This is a genomic window from Mesorhizobium amorphae (assembly GCF_014843845.1).
Classification (GTDB): Bacteria; Pseudomonadota; Alphaproteobacteria; order Rhizobiales; family Rhizobiaceae; genus Mesorhizobium; species Mesorhizobium amorphae_A.
This window is the reverse complement of record NZ_JHQS01000014.1, coordinates 1-16,661: the sequence shown is the minus strand read 5'-3', so window position 1 is coordinate 16,661 and position 16,661 is coordinate 1. Positions and strand designations below refer to the sequence as shown.

Annotated in this window: 13 protein-coding genes and 5 pseudogenes; 7 read left to right on the top strand and 11 right to left on the bottom strand. The window is 58.6% G+C overall.

Translation table 11 applies throughout. The features are described 5' to 3' along the window. Nucleotides 1-2: 2 nt before the first annotated feature. Nucleotides 3-1,916, top strand: coding sequence for an ABC transporter ATP-binding protein (locus DH08_RS07320; protein WP_192178681.1), 1,914 nt, complete (start codon nucleotides 3-5; stop codon nucleotides 1,914-1,916). A gap of 424 nt (nucleotides 1,917-2,340) precedes the next feature. Here the strand turns inward: DH08_RS07320 and DH08_RS07315 are convergent, their stop codons facing one another. Together DH08_RS07315 and DH08_RS37110 are read right to left on the bottom strand one after the other, a co-directional pair. Then, the gene (locus tag DH08_RS07315) at nucleotides 2,341-2,904 is read right to left on the bottom strand and encodes a sugar O-acetyltransferase (RefSeq protein ID WP_192178680.1); all 564 of its coding nucleotides are present in this window, start codon (nucleotides 2,902-2,904) and stop codon (nucleotides 2,341-2,343) included. A 496-nt stretch (nucleotides 2,905-3,400) separates the two neighbouring features. Beyond that, nucleotides 3,401-4,147, bottom strand: a pseudogene (locus tag DH08_RS37110) (plasmid pRiA4b ORF-3 family protein). On the opposite strand from DH08_RS37110, the gene DH08_RS36140 reads away from it, so the two are divergent. Beyond that, nucleotides 4,094-4,282 carry a hypothetical protein gene (locus tag DH08_RS36140; RefSeq protein ID WP_246800725.1) on the top strand — a complete coding sequence of 63 codons (189 nt, stop codon included), beginning with the start codon at nucleotides 4,094-4,096 and terminating at the stop codon, nucleotides 4,280-4,282. The pseudogene DH08_RS37110 and the gene DH08_RS36140 sit on opposite strands and share 54 nt — an antisense overlap. A 383-nt stretch (nucleotides 4,283-4,665) precedes the next feature. Here the strand turns inward: DH08_RS36140 and DH08_RS07295 are convergent, their stop codons facing one another. Then, entirely contained in the window at nucleotides 4,666-5,652 is a 987-nt protein-coding gene (locus DH08_RS07295) for a S8/S53 family peptidase (protein ID WP_246800731.1), read from the bottom strand. A 26-nt stretch (nucleotides 5,653-5,678) separates the two neighbouring features. Then, complete coding sequence (locus DH08_RS07290; RefSeq protein WP_246800724.1) at nucleotides 5,679-6,212, bottom strand: hypothetical protein; 534 nt, start codon at nucleotides 6,210-6,212, stop codon at nucleotides 5,679-5,681. Between the two features lie 423 nt (nucleotides 6,213-6,635). On the opposite strand from DH08_RS07290, the pseudogene DH08_RS07285 reads away from it, so the two are divergent. Further along, nucleotides 6,636-6,777, top strand: a pseudogene (locus DH08_RS07285) (transposase); the annotation flags it as partial. A gap of 466 nt (nucleotides 6,778-7,243) precedes the next feature. Here DH08_RS07285 and DH08_RS07280 read toward each other — a convergent pair. The 4 genes and pseudogenes from DH08_RS07280 to DH08_RS36135 all read right to left on the bottom strand — a co-directional run. Continuing rightward, a complete protein-coding gene (locus DH08_RS07280; RefSeq protein WP_192178676.1) occupies nucleotides 7,244-7,495 on the bottom strand; it encodes a DUF6946 family protein in 252 nt (83 codons plus the stop codon). A gap of 405 nt (nucleotides 7,496-7,900) precedes the next feature. After that, complete coding sequence (locus DH08_RS07275; RefSeq protein ID WP_282595025.1) at nucleotides 7,901-8,341, bottom strand: shikimate kinase; 441 nt, start codon at nucleotides 8,339-8,341, stop codon at nucleotides 7,901-7,903. Further along, nucleotides 8,338-8,562 carry a shikimate kinase gene (locus DH08_RS36825; protein ID WP_282595024.1) on the bottom strand — a complete coding sequence of 75 codons (225 nt, stop codon included), beginning with the start codon at nucleotides 8,560-8,562 and terminating at the stop codon, nucleotides 8,338-8,340. Before DH08_RS36825 ends, DH08_RS07275 begins: the two co-directional genes overlap by 4 nt. Nucleotides 8,563-8,788: 226 nt before the next feature. Next, nucleotides 8,789-9,092: pseudogene (locus tag DH08_RS36135) on the bottom strand (hypothetical protein); the annotation flags it as partial. A 154-nt stretch (nucleotides 9,093-9,246) separates the two neighbouring features. Here DH08_RS36135 and DH08_RS35780 point away from each other — a divergent pair. From DH08_RS35780 to DH08_RS07265, 3 genes and pseudogenes are all read left to right on the top strand, one after another. Continuing rightward, nucleotides 9,247-9,446: pseudogene (locus tag DH08_RS35780) on the top strand (integrase); the annotation flags it as partial. 233 nt (nucleotides 9,447-9,679) lie between these two features. Beyond that, nucleotides 9,680-9,889 carry a hypothetical protein gene (locus tag DH08_RS07270; RefSeq protein WP_192178675.1) on the top strand — a complete coding sequence of 70 codons (210 nt, stop codon included), beginning with the start codon at nucleotides 9,680-9,682 and terminating at the stop codon, nucleotides 9,887-9,889. 173 nt (nucleotides 9,890-10,062) lie between these two features. Beyond that, nucleotides 10,063-10,282 (top strand): annotated as a pseudogene (locus DH08_RS07265) (hypothetical protein); the annotation flags it as partial. Nucleotides 10,283-10,397: 115 nt separating this feature from the next. Here DH08_RS07265 and DH08_RS07260 read toward each other — a convergent pair. From DH08_RS07260 to nifA, 3 genes are all read right to left on the bottom strand, one after another. Continuing rightward, nucleotides 10,398-11,426 carry an LLM class flavin-dependent oxidoreductase gene (locus DH08_RS07260; RefSeq protein WP_192178674.1) on the bottom strand — a complete coding sequence of 343 codons (1,029 nt, stop codon included), beginning with the start codon at nucleotides 11,424-11,426 and terminating at the stop codon, nucleotides 10,398-10,400. An 87-nt stretch (nucleotides 11,427-11,513) separates the two neighbouring features. Beyond that, a complete protein-coding gene (hisC, locus tag DH08_RS07255; RefSeq protein WP_192178673.1) occupies nucleotides 11,514-12,662 on the bottom strand; it encodes a histidinol-phosphate transaminase in 1,149 nt (382 codons plus the stop codon). A gap of 254 nt (nucleotides 12,663-12,916) precedes the next feature. Continuing rightward, the gene (nifA, locus tag DH08_RS07250) at nucleotides 12,917-14,740 is read right to left on the bottom strand and encodes a nif-specific transcriptional activator NifA (protein WP_192178733.1); all 1,824 of its coding nucleotides are present in this window, start codon (nucleotides 14,738-14,740) and stop codon (nucleotides 12,917-12,919) included. Between the two features lie 1,380 nt (nucleotides 14,741-16,120). Between nifA and DH08_RS07245 the strand changes: the two genes are divergently transcribed. Further along, nucleotides 16,121-16,661: cation:dicarboxylate symporter family transporter (locus DH08_RS07245; protein WP_192178672.1), on the top strand; the 541-nt coding region annotated here is incomplete at its 3' end.

Here is a 16,661-nt window from a genome sequence, read left to right as displayed (position 1 = left end):
TGATGGCCCAAGAGGACGGCGACGAACTTGAAGGCGAACGCAATAACGTCCGTGGCGACGGCAAGCGCCCTCCCCGCGCGGTTGTCGGCTCGCACCGAATCGAAGAGGAGATGTTCGGCCGGGCTTTCGACAAGAACGTGATCCGGCGCATTTGGGCCTTCGCGCGTCCCTACAAGGCCAAGCTATTCATCTCGGTTTCCGCATTGCTGATCTTCACGGGCACGCAGCTTCTCATCCCATTGATCATTCGCAACGCGATCGACCTCGGTATGGCTCCGGGAGGCATCGATCACTCCTACCTGCTTGCGGCCGCCGGAGCATTCCTTCTCGCGATTTTGGTCAATTTCGCCGCTGGCTACACGCAGGAAGCCGTGATTGGGAAAACGGCCGAGAATGTCCTCTTCGACATCCGCCGCGCCATGTTCGGCCATCTGCAGAGGGTTTCGCTCTCTTTCATGGACAAGACCGAGGTCGGACGCCTGATGTCCCGCCTGCAAGGCGACGTCAACTCCATACAGGAATTCCTCGCAAGCTCATTATTTTCCGTAGGCGATATTGCGCTTCTCTTCGGCATCGTCTTCGTGATGCTGTGGCTCGACTTCCGCCTCGGCCTCCTGACGCTCTCGGTCTTGCCGATCCTGTTCATCGTCCGCATCTTCTGGCTGCCGCGTGCCCGCGACGCCTTTATGGCTGCGCACGAGACCAATTCGGTCGCCAACGGCGCGCTGGCTGAAGCCATTCACGGCGTGCGCACAGTTCAGTCCATGGACCGCCAGCAGGTGAATTTCATTCTCTACGACGACAAGGCCCATGCCAATCTCAGGACTCACCTGATTGCTGCCAAATATGCACAGGTCATGGTCCCGATCGTCGATGGGCTCACCGGCCTCGCCATGGCCGTCGCCATCGTGGTCGGCGGCTCCATGATCATGAACGGCCGTATCGATGTGGGCGTATTGGTCGCCTATCTTTTCTACATCCAGCGCTTCTTTGATCCGATCCGCTCGCTCACTCTGCAATATTCGATCATGCAGCGCGCCATGGCCTCCGGCAAGCGCCTAACCGATGTGCTCGACGTCAAGATCGATGTCCAGGACAAACCGGATGCCCAGACGCTTTCGGCCGAAATGAACGGCTCGGTCGAATTCAGGAACGTCAGCTTTGGCTACAATCCCAACCATCCTGTACTGAAAAATGTGTCCTTCCGGGCCAATCCCGGCGAGACGGTCGCCCTGGTCGGGCCGACCGGTTCTGGTAAATCGAGCGCGATGGCCCTCGTCCATCGCTTCTATGATGTTCAGCAGGGCCAAGTGCTGGTCGGCGGACAGGATGTGCGCGATCTCACCCAGGAATCGCTTGGCCGCCAGGTCGCCATGGTGCTGCAGGAGCCGTTCCTGTTCACCGGGACGGTCCTCGAGAACATTCGCTACCATAAGACGGAAGCCACGCGCGACAAGGTGATCGAGGCTGCCAAGGCGGTCGGCGCCCACGACTTCATCATGAGCCTTGCCGACGGCTATGAAGCCCAACTCGGCGAACGGGGCGGCAACCTTTCTCTCGGCCAGCGCCAGCTTATCAGTTTCGCCCGAGCTCTCGTTGCCGACGCCAAGATCCTCGTCCTCGACGAGGCCACCGCCAACATCGACAGCTACACGGAAATGCTGATTCAGAAGGCTCTGAAAAAACTGCTTGCAGGCCGCACTGGCCTCGTCATCGCCCACCGCCTTGCAACGATCCGCGGCGCCGACCGTATCGTCGTATTTCAGAATGGCCAGGTCATTGAGACCGGCAACCACGACAAACTGATGGCTATGGGTGGTCTCTATTCCAAACTCTACAATCTTAACTACGCGTCCTTCGACGACATTCCCGAAGAGAAACTCGATACCACCGCAGCAGCGGGGTGCCGGACCTGATGTTTGGTCGGCCATTGTCTAGAGTGACCCGTTCCATCCGGTTGAGGCCGACGAGATCGTTGTAGATGGCGTGTTTGTCGGCGACACGGTTTGGCGGGCGCTACAAACGCGCACGGCCGCCCAGTCTGCCTCGCCATACACGTCGCGGATGCAGCGATGCGTCCGAGCTTATCAGCCTCGACAAGAATGCTGTCCATGCCGACACCGGAGCCATGCGCGATATGTCGGCAAAGGATGGAAAGAACGATGCGCAGCACTTTCCAGGCGGCGCGCGATTAAGGACCTGGCCTCCCTCGAGGCGGTGTAAGACCCGAGATTATGCCGAATATAAGCGGAGCGGCATCCGCCCAACCGGCCGCAATTGCGCGTAATTGACGGGTTGCTTTGCACAGCCACTCGGCATAGCGGAGCTTGGCAGCCAAGTTCAACGACTTTGAACCCCTTGCACCCGAGCCGGACTTCCCACGACTGTTGCCCCTGCGGGGACATCTCGAGTGACCACGCTGCCAGCGCCCACGACCGCATCGTCGCCAATCGTGACGCCCGGGAGAATGATTGCTCCACCGCCGATCCAGACACGGCTGCCAATGCGGACAGGACGCCCGAGCTGTAGCCCACTCTGCCGCTGCTCAGGATCATGCGGATGATCTGCGGTGTAGATCTGCACGGCAGGCCCAATTGCCGTTCCTTGGCCAATCGTCACCTCTACCACGTCAAGGATGACGCAGTTGAAATTGAGGAATACGTGGGCTCCGAGGCGGATGTTGAAGCCGTAGTCGCAATAGAAGGGCGGACGGATGACCGCTCCGAGCCCAAGCTCTCCTAACCGCTCGGACAGGAGCGCATGCCACTTCTCGGCGGTTTGGCCCAACGTGTCATTGTACCGCTTCAGCCAAGCCCCGGTGGCCAGCAGGTCAGCTTGGATCTCCGAATCCGCCGCACTATACGGCTCGCCTGCGAGCATCTTCTCTTTTTGACTGCGTATCATGGTTCCTCGTCAGATCGTATCTCGTGGTGTGGTGTACGAGTGCATGGCGGATTGCCCTCGGGCAACGTTTGTATCTTGGTCTTGCCGCGCCCCGGCTTAAGACCCGGGCGGTAGTCTCGTCGGCGACCAGCTTCGTTCAAGCACCTCCTCGGCCGCGTCCTCTATGCCAAGCCTATGCGTGCAATTTGACTGCGTGGCAATGAGCATTCGTCAAGCCGTCTTACGCTCAACCGATGCCAGTTGGCGGTCGCTTCGCTTTCCATTTTCGCGTCGAGAATTGCCAACTCTTCTCCCAGTGCGGCAATCAAAGACGACACACCTTAGGGCGTAAGCTCCGAAACGGTTATGCGTGCGCCGCCACTTCGCGCAACCCGCCCGACGGAATTCCCAATCACGATAGGCCTGGCCCAGGATTCGAAGGCGATCAAGGTGCGCTGCCGTCCTTAGGCGATTGACCAGTGTCATCATTGGGCAGCATCATGCCACATAAAGCTGATCAAGCTCGCGGGCTCGGGCCTTGCAGTTTTGGGCGCGACGGCGGAGGTTGTACATGGCGGCTTGCCCTACGACATACCCCAAGCTTGGTCGAAAGCCTTGTCGACCCATATCGATGCAGACGGAATCGCCTACTACGCTCGGCACGATGATGAAGCACTTTGCTATGCACTGTTTGACCGCGCAGGTCATGCTGTCCGAGAAGAAGAACGAGTGGTTGATCGAGACGCGGACTGGTTTTGGGCTCTCGCCAAGCGTTACAAAATAGGCTTGGCGCCTCAGTAAGAGCGCCAGAGATCGATGACGTACCAAAGATCCAGTTCAAGAACGCCCAGGCCCACCGTCGCGCGGGGCGATGTCCGACCACTGCGCTGGAAATAGTCGGCGCCGACAGGCCACCTAGATTGGGCCATAAAAATCCCCACGCCCTGAGCGCCCCACAATCCTGCTGCGGGCAGCTGCCGTCCCCTCCCGTGCAGGCCGGATAGCGAGTGCCCGGATTGATAGGCCGGCGTTCCTCCAGCCGAACCTCGTTGTCCAGGTTGTTCTCGTACAGAAGCCGGCTGCCCTTGCGCAGCTTCAGATCGGCAAGCGCAATGGCAGAGGAACTAGCGCCTGTCTCCCATCAGCCGTACCGAACCGTGTGAATGATGAACTGGATGCCTTCCCATCCCATGGCGACCCGAAGAACGCCATGAAACTCGTGCAGCGTGATCGTCAAGGGAACCTGAACCCGATGCCACACCATCGGGCTCAAATCTTTCAGCCAGATGCGGAACTGGAGGATGAAAACGCCATCCTCAGGGTCAATGTGCTTCCCCCTGCTGCCTTTTCCCCGGTTCGTCCCGCCTTCTTCAATCCCGCCAGTCCTGTGGAAATCTAATGCTGCGGGATTACTCTTTTCCGTCCCGCCCCACAATTCCTCGTGCTCCCCATGTAGGGTCATCGAGGAATGCTGGCCTGTCTTTTAAAAGGGGTGCATTCAGAACCTTACGAATTGCCCCTCGACCTGGGTGTGTGTTTGGCCGCCGACCCATGTCCTGACCTGATAGTCGGCAACCACATTTGTTGGCGATCGCAGGAACGTTGTTTCTGATGAATTGAACCACTGCGCAATCCGGAGCATGTCAGTGGCGCGCAGATCATCCTTAGGATGCATAGCGGCGCAGTGGAGAGGCTGGCGGATGTAAAGGCGGATTCTGCGAGGCGTTTTTGTGGCTCATCAACGCCTCGCAACAAGTTTGCTCTTTCGGTCGATGTGCTCGTTTACTCGATCGAAACGGGTGCCAGTGCCCTCGAAAGGCTGGCCTCGCCGCGGCCGTAAGTCGCCGCATCATAGTTGACGAGCGTGTCGGTCCTGGCTGTATCCAGCAGCTGATTGGTTATCTGTGTCGGTGTTGCGGTCGTGAACTTGCTGCCAAGGATGGCGGCATAGCCTGCAATCACAGGTGCCGCGACAGACGTTCCGGATAGCCCAATCTTGTCACTATCGACCCCCACCGTCAGGAAGTGGTTCTGCACCTCCGAACCTGAACCGGCATAATTCGAATAGGAGGCGAGCTTTGCCTTGTTTTCGGGAGTGCCATTGTGCTCGAGCGCACCCACAAAGATCGTCGATGGCGCCCCAGTCAGGTCGAGAGCTAGGAAATCAATATCCCCTTCGGTCGGGGTACCTACCGCTACGGCCTTGTTGCCGGCTGCCTTTGTGAAGACCGCAGCACCCGCCCGAGCCGCATCGACAATCGACTGCTCGAGCGGATACTCGCTCACTGGATTCTCAAGGCCATAGCTCAGATTGATGACATTGAGCCCGTCCTCCAGCGTGAGCGGACCTGGTTCCAGATAGTCAAGCTCGAGTATCTTTGCGCCAGGTGCCACCATGCCGGCTGCTTGAGCGATCCACTGCCCATGTTGCCGCCATTGGGGGCCATGGCCGAGATCCCCAAGGTCTTCCATTTCACCTGTGAAGTCGTCTACGATAGTCACAGATACCCCAGAACCGGTATAGCCCGATGCCCATGCTTCACCAATATCCGGGCTCATCCAGCAAAAGGTGCTGTCGGGATTTTGTGCGCAGCCCGAGGTACTTCCTTCCGTGGTTGGCGTCCCGGCCCTCCCTTTGCCGGTGACCCCGGCATCGAGGTCACCAGCGAAACCGGTTGGTGCCAACAGGCACACGACAAAACCCGCAACGAATCCTACCGGCAACAATTGCTTTCTGTGCAAATTAAACTCCTGTCTGTTGTTCTTCATCAACGAAATGAATCATCTCACCATCGCTAGAACTGACCTCTGAACCAGAGTCTGAGTCTCAATCGGCTCGGATGGACGTTTATCAGATGTTTCAACGTGTCCGCGGGCGGAAGCCGCGACGCCGCCAGACGGCAATTCACAGTCTGGACGCCGCCGATGTCGCCATATTTAGCGGTGCAGGGTTGTTCCGTCAGGTTCCCGCCCAAAATCGTACTGACGATGAGAGAAAGCGTCGTGGACGGTGTCGGTCGCTTTTGCACAATAAAGCCGAGTTTCATACCCGGGTCGATACGGACCTTTTTGGCGCGCTGGCCGGAACTGGCGCCCCACAGGAGACCGAAATCGTCCGACAGCTTTGTCAACATTTCAAATCGCATGTCGATCCATTTGCTACGGTACCACTTGTCGAAAGACACCCAGGTGCCATCCGACAGCTCGTATCCGCCCTGTCCCAGACGGCCGGCGACCGCGGTTAGCTCTGACCCCTGCTGTATGTCGAGGAGGCTGGTCTCCTGTCCGTTCGCAGTCATCGCGCCGAGGGGAAATACCATCCCAAACATGACGAGACTCGCCTGCAACCTAATGCGCATCTAAAACACTCATAGTTGGCGCCGCCTCCAAATCATCGGCCTCGACAGGAACACGGTACTCCCTGGGCACGTCTACAAGCGCTGCGGAGGCCGTAGCCGCAGACGCATGGCCGCCAGCGGAGGAACGCAATCAGTCTCAACAAACCCACTTATTTCAGTCCTTCAATTTTGCCGAGCGATCTCCTCGCTGTTACCTAGCAAGCAACTCCGCCGGCTCTCAACAGAGGGGGAAGCAAAATTCATGCCAATTTGTATGGTGGAGCTAAAAAATGGATTGTAGATTTCCTTTCAGTTACTTAGCCGAAAACATCCAGGAAGCCGGCCAAACAAGCCTATGTCGTCAAATCGCCAAAACCGACACAAATTGTCGGACACCGTCGAAGGCCGCTGAGCCTCAGCCGCTTCGGCGAGAGCGGAGTCACCTTCCGCTATAAGGATTATCGCCACCCTGGCGCCGACCGGCGGCAAAGTCATGACGCTCGCCACAGACGAGTTCTTCCGTCGGTTCCTACTCCATATCCTGCCACGCGGCTTCGGAAGTCGTCTGGTACTTCCGGGGTGTGGTCATCGGGCGGCGGAGCTCAGCAATTTGCGGGCGAGCGGCCGTGCCCAAGCTGCGGCGGACGCATGATCGTCACGAGTTGTTCGCCTGCCGGGGCAGCCGCGAGCGCTCTCAAGCAGCACGCCATGACCCCGCATGGTCCGACCCCACCACCCCACGCCGTTCCTGCGCTCACGGCGATAATCCCGCTGGCGCCACCGCCGCGGCAACCGATCGATCGCTATCTACTTGACCGGAGCAATGCTGCTCAATGAAGTCTTCGAGCGGTTCGGTATTGCGCCCGATACAAAGAATACAAAGACCGCCCCTTGACGAACGAATATTGGGGCAACAGGAATGGAGAAACGTCGGGTGAAAATAGTGGAGCGCCTAAAGCTTACCCCCCTGCTTCCTTGATGACTTTCTTCAGGTCGACCCGCCGCCAGCGAAATGAACGCAATCATTTTCGCACCTCTCTCGTTTCCAACAAACGACCAATCGGCAACTTCTCTTCCGCAGTTTCACGCCAGCCGTCCGTCGCCCCATGCCATTGTCGCATCGTCTGCTCCTCTCCAGGGAACCACATCCGGGAGACGGAGAAGGAATGTACGATCTTCGCTGTTTCGTCCGTCTTGAACCGCTTCGCCTGCAACAATGCTGACGAGGTTCGAGCAGCAGTTGGCAACGCTTGCACCGCCAACGTAAAGCTCACCCACCGCTCAGAACGGCACGGGCGCGCCATGACCGTCCAGCAGGTCCACCCGCGTGTTCGCAATCGGACGGCCGATCGGGACAACCGAACCCTCATAACTAGCCGGGCAATTCCAAATCGTCGTGCAGACTGTTGCTTCGGTAGGTCCATAAATTAACAATTGATGCCGGGAGCAGACTTCGGATGAGTTCGGCTTTCGGCAGTTTTCCAGCAAGAATGAGAACATGGCCAGCACGAGTCCATCGCCTTCGGACGGGCAACAAGCACCACCCTGTCAGCCTGCAGGGGAATCCGACTCTACGAACTTATTAGCTCCATCCGTGGATCGCGCAACCTGCACCAAATATGCGGAAGAACCCGATCAGGATGAGAGCCCCACCTTGATTGTCGCCGCGCATCCGCCCCCTACGAGCTTGGCGCAACAGGAAGCTCCTGAAACGAGCCGACCTGCCGAGCACCCTGCCCTGCGCCGCCGCTGAGATAGGCGTGCAGGGTCGCCACGCATGCTTCGGCGTTCCTGTTGTTGTTCCTTTTATGGGGCGGAACGTCTGTGAGATTGGCTTGGCGGTAATGCGGCGTGCGCCCCTGCACGATTTCCTCGAAACGCTCCTTCTTGATGGCCTTCTTGTCGGAGCCCCGCAGCCCGTTGGTCTCCTCTGCCTCGTCGATCTGCAGCAACGGGCGGCTGATGTCATTCGCAAGGCGCTTCCAGATCTCGCCTCGGTCAGTGTCGAGCCAAATCGAGACCGCATTGTCCAGGATGAGGCGCCGGGTTTCCTCACGCTCGAAGGCGCCGCCGCCAGTTGCGAGGACCACGTTCCCTTTCTCAACACACTGCGCGATCAAGCTCGTCTCGCGGTCCCTGAACCACTGCCTGCCTTTGTCTTCGCATCTAAAATTTCCGTGAAGGACATGCCGGTCACTCTTTCGATTTTTTTATCGGAGTCGACGAAGGCGAGCCCGAGTCGCCGCGCGAGAGCTGGGCCGATGGAGGACTTGCCGGCGCCCGGCAGCCCGACGAGCACAATCGGCCGCCGCCCGAGCGACGAGACGACCTCCTTGGCCATCGGTGATTTCTCGGGCATCCGTGGCCGTTCGGCAGTTCGCGGGCCAAAGTTCGCATCGAAAGATGGTAAAGCGTCCAGTTCAATTCCCAAGTTCCCTGGCGCCTTCTGGAATCGCCACGTCCTTACAGACCTCTCGTGCACTTTGGGCAAGTTCTTGCGTAGCTTGCCCAGAGCATCTCAGTTCGAGCCGCAGCTTGCCCCGCTTCTTGTAGGTATCGTGGTTGGTAATCCGATGAATCCAGAACCCATCGAGGGGGGCTTCTTGGATCGATTATGATCCGAAAACTACGACCGGTACGTGCTTTCGCTTTGCGCTGCTGTTCGGTGAGGCAGGCTAACAATCCTGGAGCATCCCCGCCTGTCACCGCGAACTTCGACATGCGCTCGCCGGCACCTGGCGATAGCGACGTGATCAGCCATTTCGAACGAGAGAGTTCCAAAGAAACGAAGATTGCAGCAAGCTCAACGCGAATTGAATAGCGCTCGGCGAATCGGAACGGTCTACGACTTTCATTGCGAGCCTCCTGGATGGTTTTTGGCGACTTCACCCTCGCAGAGTGGCGGCCGCTATTCACCATAGGATCTCTACCATCTGCCAGCGGAGGTCCGCAGGCGCGAACGGATGAACCGGGTCGAGGCCGCCGACCATTTTCGCGGTCGTCGAGCCGGTGACGCGTGATACGCCGCATTGCCGAGGCCGGGCTTGGTCCAATACTCTTTTCCACACACGGCCTGCGCTCCGGATATCTCACCGAGCCGCCCGCTGCGGCATTCCGCTATCTGAAGCGATGCAGAAATCGCAGCACCGCTCCGTGCAACAGGCGTCGCGCTATTACAACGACGCTGAGCGCCAATTAGGCCGCGCCGCGCGGCTGATCGTCTGACTGACCCACGCTCACTGCTCCAAGCCGCGCTGTTCGGCCCAAAACGATCGTTCAGAGCTGCAAGTGGCCACGGAAACGCAAAATCGCGCTTCCGGTCGGGCGAAGCGGACTTGCTCAGCAGGGATGACGCTGCAAGGATCGAGGCGTGTTGTGGCGCGAACGCAGTACCCATCGCGCACCTTGATCTTAGCCCAGATAGGCTAAACAAATCCTAAACGCGGGAGCGCGCATTGATGGAAACCAGGATCATCGACAGCCGGGACGATTTCGCGCAATGGGCGATCGATCGGGCCAATGCGATCCTGACGGATCAGGGTTCGGAACTCGCCACCGCCGCCCGCAACGGAAGCGAAGCCCAAATCGGTGAGAAAGCACAGGCGCTCGGCCAGGCGATTGTCGATGCACTGCTTGAGGCGTTCGACGGTCTCGCAGGCGACGAATGAGCCACCGGCACGGCTCGCATGACCGATGCGCCAGCGGAACCGCGGCATGCACGCCGGCTCACAGATCCATCCGCGATCATGAGTTGGGACTGTGCAGGCTCCGGAGAAGCTTTTCCGAGATCTCGAACCGCCCTTGCGTCTGATCGCCATCGTTCGGCGGCCTGGCGTCGCTCGTGGCGCGGCTGGTGAAGCCTGCAGCGTTGGCCGACAGGGTGCGCGGTGATCTCAACGAAGGCGAGCGTGGTCAAAAATTTTGGCCACTCGCTGCGCGCCCGCCTCGCCTCAGCCGAGGTTGATGAACGCTATGTTCAGAAGCAGCTTGGCCACACCTCGGCAGAGACACGCAAGTACCAGACACCGACCGTGCCGGTGGATCGGCGATCGGCAAAATGATATCGGAATATCAATCCCGGCATTATACGCAGGGTCGTCCCACAGATTGAACGGGGAATGTCATGGAGCGCTGCGACAACGATTTTGATCTCCAATCAGACAGCAAATTTCATGGTCAGCCGACTTGAGCCATGATTTCGGATTGAATCGTCGTTGCGGTGTACAGGGATGCATCTAGCGGCAGATCCCCAAATGCCAGTTGACAAAGAAGGTAGTTGGCACCTGCCTCTTCCAACTGACCAAGCAGAGCTTTTCGCACAGAAGCTGCCGATCCTACTACGCACAATTCACTCTCGATTGCTGCATCGAAGGTCAGCGGCAGGTTTGGTGGAGTCGGGATGGCATTGAGGTCGTAAAGGAATTTGAAGCTCTTAAGCCATCGTTCGTAAGCAGGTGCCGCGAGCGAATACGCATCTGCTTCAGAACGCCCAATCACAACCATTCGGAGCAATCCAAGAAATGGTGCTCGATCGTCCGCCTCAGTTTTGTGCGCTGGACCGGCGCGGAAGGCATCAGTAATTCTGCGAACAGAAGAGGAAGGTCCCACGCACGCGATATTTGCGCCATTAGCCGCGGCCCAGCTTGCCGGCTCGGGTCGATTGGTGGCGATCCAGGTCGGCGGATGCGGCCGCTGATGAGGTCTTAGCGTCAAAGGAACGTCATTCAGTTCAAAATGGCGCCCTTGATAAGATAATGTGCCGCCCTTCATCGCATTAATAAGGATTTCACTGGCTTCCACATACTGGCCTGGCGCCGCGTCCGCACCAATCCCGAAGTAACCCAATTCGGTGGGGAAAGAGCCGCGTCCTATACCGAGTTCGAGCCTGCCGCCGCTCAATTGGTCAAGCATACAGATCTCTTCGAACGCTCGCAGCGGATGATAAAGGGCAAGTAGCATTACCAACGGGCCGACACGAAGGCGCTGGGTGCGCTGGGCGACGCTCGATAAGAACAGATTCGGCGATGGACCTCTCCCATGCGGGGTACAGTGGTGCTCTGCCAGATGATATGCATAGAAACCGAGGTGATCGCACGCCTCCGCCAACATCAGGCGATCCGCGTATTGTCGGGCGATATCGCGGCCGTCCTCGTCCAGGTGATCGAAGATGCCGAAGGTCAGGGTTGAAGGAAGGGCGTTTCTCACTCGACTTCTCCAAGTTTAACGCAGGAAGTTCTCTTGCTTGCGATGAGCAAGCAATTCGAAGATATAGAAGGTGTGTGATTGCTCGGATTATCGCCCGCGTAGCGCGGAAGCAGAGCCTGATGCTGCCCAACGTCTGGCGCTTGGCATCTTTAAGCTTCCAGAAATATCTCTCGCGGCTGCAAGAAATGCATCCATCTGTTCTTTTGTGCCGATGCTGATGCGGATATGATTTTGCAAACCTTTATCGGGAAAAAAGGCAACAAGTATCTTTTGCCTTTCCAAGGCTGCTTGCCACCATGAGCCGTCCTGTTCCGCTGGCACATGGGCTAGCAAGAAATTCGCATGGGAAGGTATTACGGAAAATCCAAGTTGCAACAGCGCCAAGGTCACTCGCTGTCGTTCATGCTTGATGTGTTTGTGGTTCTCTGCATAGGCGGCGCGATGCGCAAGCACGCTTATACCAACCGCATGCCCGATCACATTCATGTTGAAGACGTTCTGGATGTTGCGCAGCCTGCCAATAATTTCGGGGTGACCGAAACCGAAACCGACGCGAACGCCGGCGGCTGCATAGCTTTTCGAAAATGTTCTTAAGACCAGAAGGTTCGAATAGTGATCGATGAGGCGCAGACCATTATCAGGTGCAAAGTCGACGTAGGCCTCATCCAGGACGATCAAGCGGTCCGATTGTGCTAGGAGACGTTCGATATCGGCCACCGGAACAAACGTTCCTGTCGGATTGTTCGGATTGGCCAACAGAATGAACTTGGCGTCTTTTGCAGGACCGGAAAGCAATTGCTCTATCGGCAAGGAATGAGCTTCGCCCCATCCGATTTCGAGAAATTGAGCGCCCTGCGACATGGCAAGTTTGCGGTTGAACGAAAAACCTGGCGACATCATCGCCACGCTGTCGCCCGGGGCAAGGAAAGCTCTGTAAATGAGCCCGAGCAGTTCAGACGATCCGTTACCGGCGATCACCTGATCGTTGGAGACGCCGTAGGCATTGGCGGCTGCTTCCCTCAAGCTGATGTTGTCGTCCTCTGGATATAGATACTGCCGTTCGAGGGCCGCAATCGCACTTTGCATTATGATTGTCGGCAACGGAAATGGGTTCTCATTCGTGTTTAGCTTGACGCAACTTGCATCCGGCGCTGGTCGGCCGGATGGCACAGCCTCTAACTGTCTCGCCACTTGCGAAAGTGACGAAAGCACACTTTGCAGTTTTGCATCGGACATATTTTTCTCCATTTCAGTCGCGAAGGGCATCCGGCATCAGCTGATGGTCGAGAGCAAGATGGCCGACAAACCGGCGTCATAGCGCTGCTTCACGCCACCTTTGTCGGGACGCCGACTGCCGTGAGGTCGGGCGGGCTGTCCTCCATCGGGTCGAATTGGCGCCAACGCGGGGTCTGCATCCCCTCGTCATCGGGCAAAGGCCCGCCAAACCACCAACGCTTGATTTGTCCCAGCTATTCGCCTCAGTCGTCCTTTCACAGACGCTTGATCTCGATGCCGTATTTCCTCAGCACATAGCCAATCTGGCGCGGCGTCAGTCCAAGCAGGCGTGCCGCCTTTGCCTGCACCCAGCCACATCTTTCCATGGCCGCGATGACACCCTCGCGATCGATGATCCTCGAACTATTTAAGTGGGCTGCGCCAGCAGGCGCTAGCGGTCGCTGCCCAGTGATCGCTGGCGGGACTGCCGCGGCGGCGGAACTGGCGGCCGCAGCCGGCGGTGCGGCCGGATTCACTGGCACCGGCACGATCGGCCCCGGTTGCAGCGCGCTCTCGCCCGATCTGCTCTTCCACAGCGCCGCGGCAAAGCATTGGCCCTGGGAGCAGGAAAAGTCGTTTCTCCCGATTGATGGTCCCGCCGCCATGATCGCCGTGCGGTGCACGCAATTTTCGAGCTCGCGAATGTTGCCGGGAAAATCACAGTTCATCAGTACGTCAATCGCACTCGGATCGAAGGTCAGCGTACGGCCGTTCTCATCGTTGAAATTCTTGAGAAACTCAGCCGCGAGGAGCGGAATATCACTGCGCCTTTCGCGTAACGCCGGCACCAGCAAGGGAACCACGCTGATGCGGTAATAGAGGTCGGCTCGGAACTCGTTCCTTGCAACCGCCTCTTCCAGGTTCTTGTTCGTGGCGGCAATGACGCGAACATCGACCTTAATGGTCTGGTTGCCGCCGACGCGCTCGAACTCCTGCTCTTGCAGCACGCGCAGTAACTTTGCCTGAAACGAGGCCGAGATCTCACCGATCTCGTCCAGGAACAACGTCCCTTTGTCGGCAAGCTCAAAGCGCCCCTTGCGCGAATTGAACGCGCTGGTGAAGGCACCCTTCTCATGACCGAACAATTCGGATTCCAGGACTGTCTCAGGCAGCGCCGCGCAATTGAGCTTGATGAAGGGCCGCTTGGCGCGCGGCGACAACCCGTGAATGGCCTTGGCGATCAGTTCCTTCCCGGTACCGGATTCGCCTCGCAACAGAACCGTAATCTTCGCCTCGGCTACCACCGCGACCTTCTCGAGCAGACCGCGTAGCGCCGGACTGTCGCCAATCATCCCCTTGACGTAAACCTTCTTACGCTCCCGCGCAGGACGCTTGAGCTCGCAGAATTGCTTTTGCAGCCGCTCCTTCTCCGCCATCGGTTGCTCGCGGTCGCACGCGAATGAGCGACGCAACTTCACTGTCTGTCCCACCAGGTTGGCGATCACGGGTAGCAGACGGAGGTTGTAATCGAGCCAAGATCTTGACCCATTGTCCAGCACGCGGTCGATGGTCAGCGTGCCCACGACGTTCGCATCGACGCGAATGGGAACACCGATGAACGACACTCGTATGGCGTCGGAGGCCCCGAGCACGTCCGTGTCGGCGGCACTGAAGGCCGAATGCACCGCTATGTTCTCGGCGACGAGGGGCGTGTCCGTCGTCACAATCTGGTCGATTGCCTTCCGCGGCAGGTACATCCGGCAGCGCTCATCGCAGCTCTCGCTCCAGCCGGCGCCTACGGTGATGTCCAGCTGGCCATCACCGTCGAGGAGAGAGATGATGCCGCACCGCATCTGCACAAACGATCGCAGAAGATCGACGACCTTGGCCAGCGTGACTTCGAGCCGGGAGGGGGCGGTGAGTACTTTCGATATTTCGAAGACCCCGGCAAGTGCACTCTCGTGCGACGGCACAATGGGGACCGCGTTGTTCGTCTCGGGCTTTGAGTTAGCTCTTTTCGCGTGCTGAAGCGATGTGCAGCATGACGGTGTCTCCCCGGCACTTTGTTCGGATTCGCGAGTATTGTCTGAGTCTAGCATGTCATCCTCGATCTCGCGCCGCGAAATCAATGCTCGCGGCATTTGCGCCTGCGACGTCGTCCGGCGCGTAAACGCTCTCGGCAAATGGCATTGTCGCCCGAGCCGTCGTTGACCAGGACCAGCGTCTTCTCCCCGCAGGCCGCGGCGTAATCGGCGAGCTGGCCTGCGCGCGGGAGGCCACGCATTGAAGCGCTGCAAGGCGTTGACAGAGATAATCGAGACGCCGACCTCGGTGGCGGCAGACCGGACTTCCGCAGCCGGCATGCCGCCTGCAATAGGATTGCTGAAAAGATGGTCGCGGATTTGGGTGTGGGGCAGGCCTTGGTCACGGGCAAGCGCAAAAAATGCCCGAACATCAAGTCGGGGCGCCGCCATGTAGTTGAATGCAAAGCGAGGCGATACCTGACGCATGGCTTGGCTCTCCTTCGTTGAAGTGTGGCCCCGTTCTAGGCTTCTGCCGGGCGCAACCGCACGTTGATTCAGCAGACCGGAATGAGGGTTGCCAGTCAATCGAGCTTTCTTTCATTTGTGATAGGAAACTCAACGCCTATGATAGAATTCCCTCAGTGCTATCAGTCGTCGAGCAGATAGAAGTCGAACAACACCCATGTCGCCCCAGCGTCTCCGCGGTGTTTGGTGCAATGACCGTGCAGAGGTGTTGCGTGGCTGTGCCGTTCGCCATCACCATGAAGTGATCGGAAGCGGCATCCGGAGCCGACGACACCGGTCGGCTCGCCGCTCGCGGCAACCGTCATTTGCGTCAATGTGATGATGTGGAAGAGGCGATGGCGCGAAGCTCGTCGTAAGCGCGGCTTCCTTGGCAGTGCTTCGGACTATAAGCATCTCTTGAACCGCACCGTCGCGCGCCCACCCGGAAACCATCTGCCTTTCGACGTCTCCTTTCAAACTGTCGGTTGCGGGGATGGCAAGAGCACGCTCGCGTAGAGAATACTGCGCTCTGGTGCCGGCAATGCGGCCCGTCGCAAAGACGACAAAACCGAGGGGGCCACCAAGAAGTGTGAGCAAAACCGCACGCCAGAGAGGTCGACCGGCGGCCGATCTGCCAGGGAACATCAAAAGGCGAGCTGCTGTAAGGCGCCGTTGTCACTCCCGTCATGTGCCACCGCATTCTTCAGACCCGACCGCTATGGCGAACCTTAGTGTGGAATTCCGCCCCGAGTGAAGGCAGCCGGTGCGGAAATCCGCACATGGCCACTGGCGCGAGATGACCGAAACCGGGAAAGGGCGTGACTGGCGCAGGTCCTCATTTTGGCACGGCACTTGCGGCCGGCATGGCAAGCAGCGTTCGACCGGAGCGCCGCGATGGGAGAAGCCTGGGATGGGAAGAAGAGCCCGGCCCCTATCCGGTTGGGGAGAGAAATGGTGTTAGCTCCACATGTCCGCAGCGCGGGCGCCGCGCCTCGCAAGGCCTTCTACGCCAAGCCCTACGTGCAGGTGCTTGCCGCCATCGCCCTTGGCGTCGCCCTCGGCCATTTCTATCCGGGGATCGGCGAAAGCGTGAAGCCGCTGGGTGATGCCTTCATCAAGCTTGTCAAGATGATCATCGCGCCTGTCATCTTCCTGACAATTGCGACCGGCATCGCCGGCATGAACGATCTCCAGAAGGTTGGCCGAGTTGCCGGCAAGGCGATGGTCTATTTCCTCACCTTCTCGACGCTGGCACTGATCGTGGGCCTTGTCGTCGCCAATGTCGTTCAGCCGGGCGCGGGCCTCGACATCGATCCGGCCTCGCTCGATGTCCAGGCCGTGAATAGCTATGCCGCAAAGGCCCACGAGCAGTCCCTTACCGGCTTCCTGATGAACATCATCCCATCAACGATCGTCGGTGCCTTTGCGCAAGGCGACATCCTGCAGGTCCTGTTCTTCTCGGTTCTGTTCGGCATCGCCCTGGCCATGGTCG

What these genes read in the sequence shown, in the direction of transcription:
- DH08_RS07290 (WP_246800724.1), bottom strand. Translation starts at nt 6,212, where the DNA reads ATGTTTGGGATGGTATTTCCCCTCGGCGCGATGACTGCGAACGGACAG.
- DH08_RS07315 (WP_192178680.1), bottom strand. Translation starts at nt 2,904, where the DNA reads ATGATACGCAGTCAAAAAGAGAAGATGCTCGCAGGCGAGCCGTATAGT.
- DH08_RS36825 (WP_282595024.1), bottom strand. Translation starts at nt 8,562, where the DNA reads ATGGCCAAGGAGGTCGTCTCGTCGCTCGGGCGGCGGCCGATTGTGCTC.
- DH08_RS07320 (WP_192178681.1), top strand. Translation starts at nt 3, where the DNA reads ATGGCCCAAGAGGACGGCGACGAACTTGAAGGCGAACGCAATAACGTC.
- DH08_RS07270 (WP_192178675.1), top strand. Translation starts at nt 9,680, where the DNA reads ATGGAAACCAGGATCATCGACAGCCGGGACGATTTCGCGCAATGGGCG.
- DH08_RS07295 (WP_246800731.1), bottom strand. Translation starts at nt 5,652, where the DNA reads ATGAAGAACAACAGACAGGAGTTTAATTTGCACAGAAAGCAATTGTTG.
- nifA (WP_192178733.1), bottom strand. Translation starts at nt 14,740, where the DNA reads ATGCTAGACTCAGACAATACTCGCGAATCCGAACAAAGTGCCGGGGAG.
- DH08_RS36140 (WP_246800725.1), top strand. Translation starts at nt 4,094, where the DNA reads ATGAAACTCGTGCAGCGTGATCGTCAAGGGAACCTGAACCCGATGCCA.
- hisC (WP_192178673.1), bottom strand. Translation starts at nt 12,662, where the DNA reads ATGTCCGATGCAAAACTGCAAAGTGTGCTTTCGTCACTTTCGCAAGTG.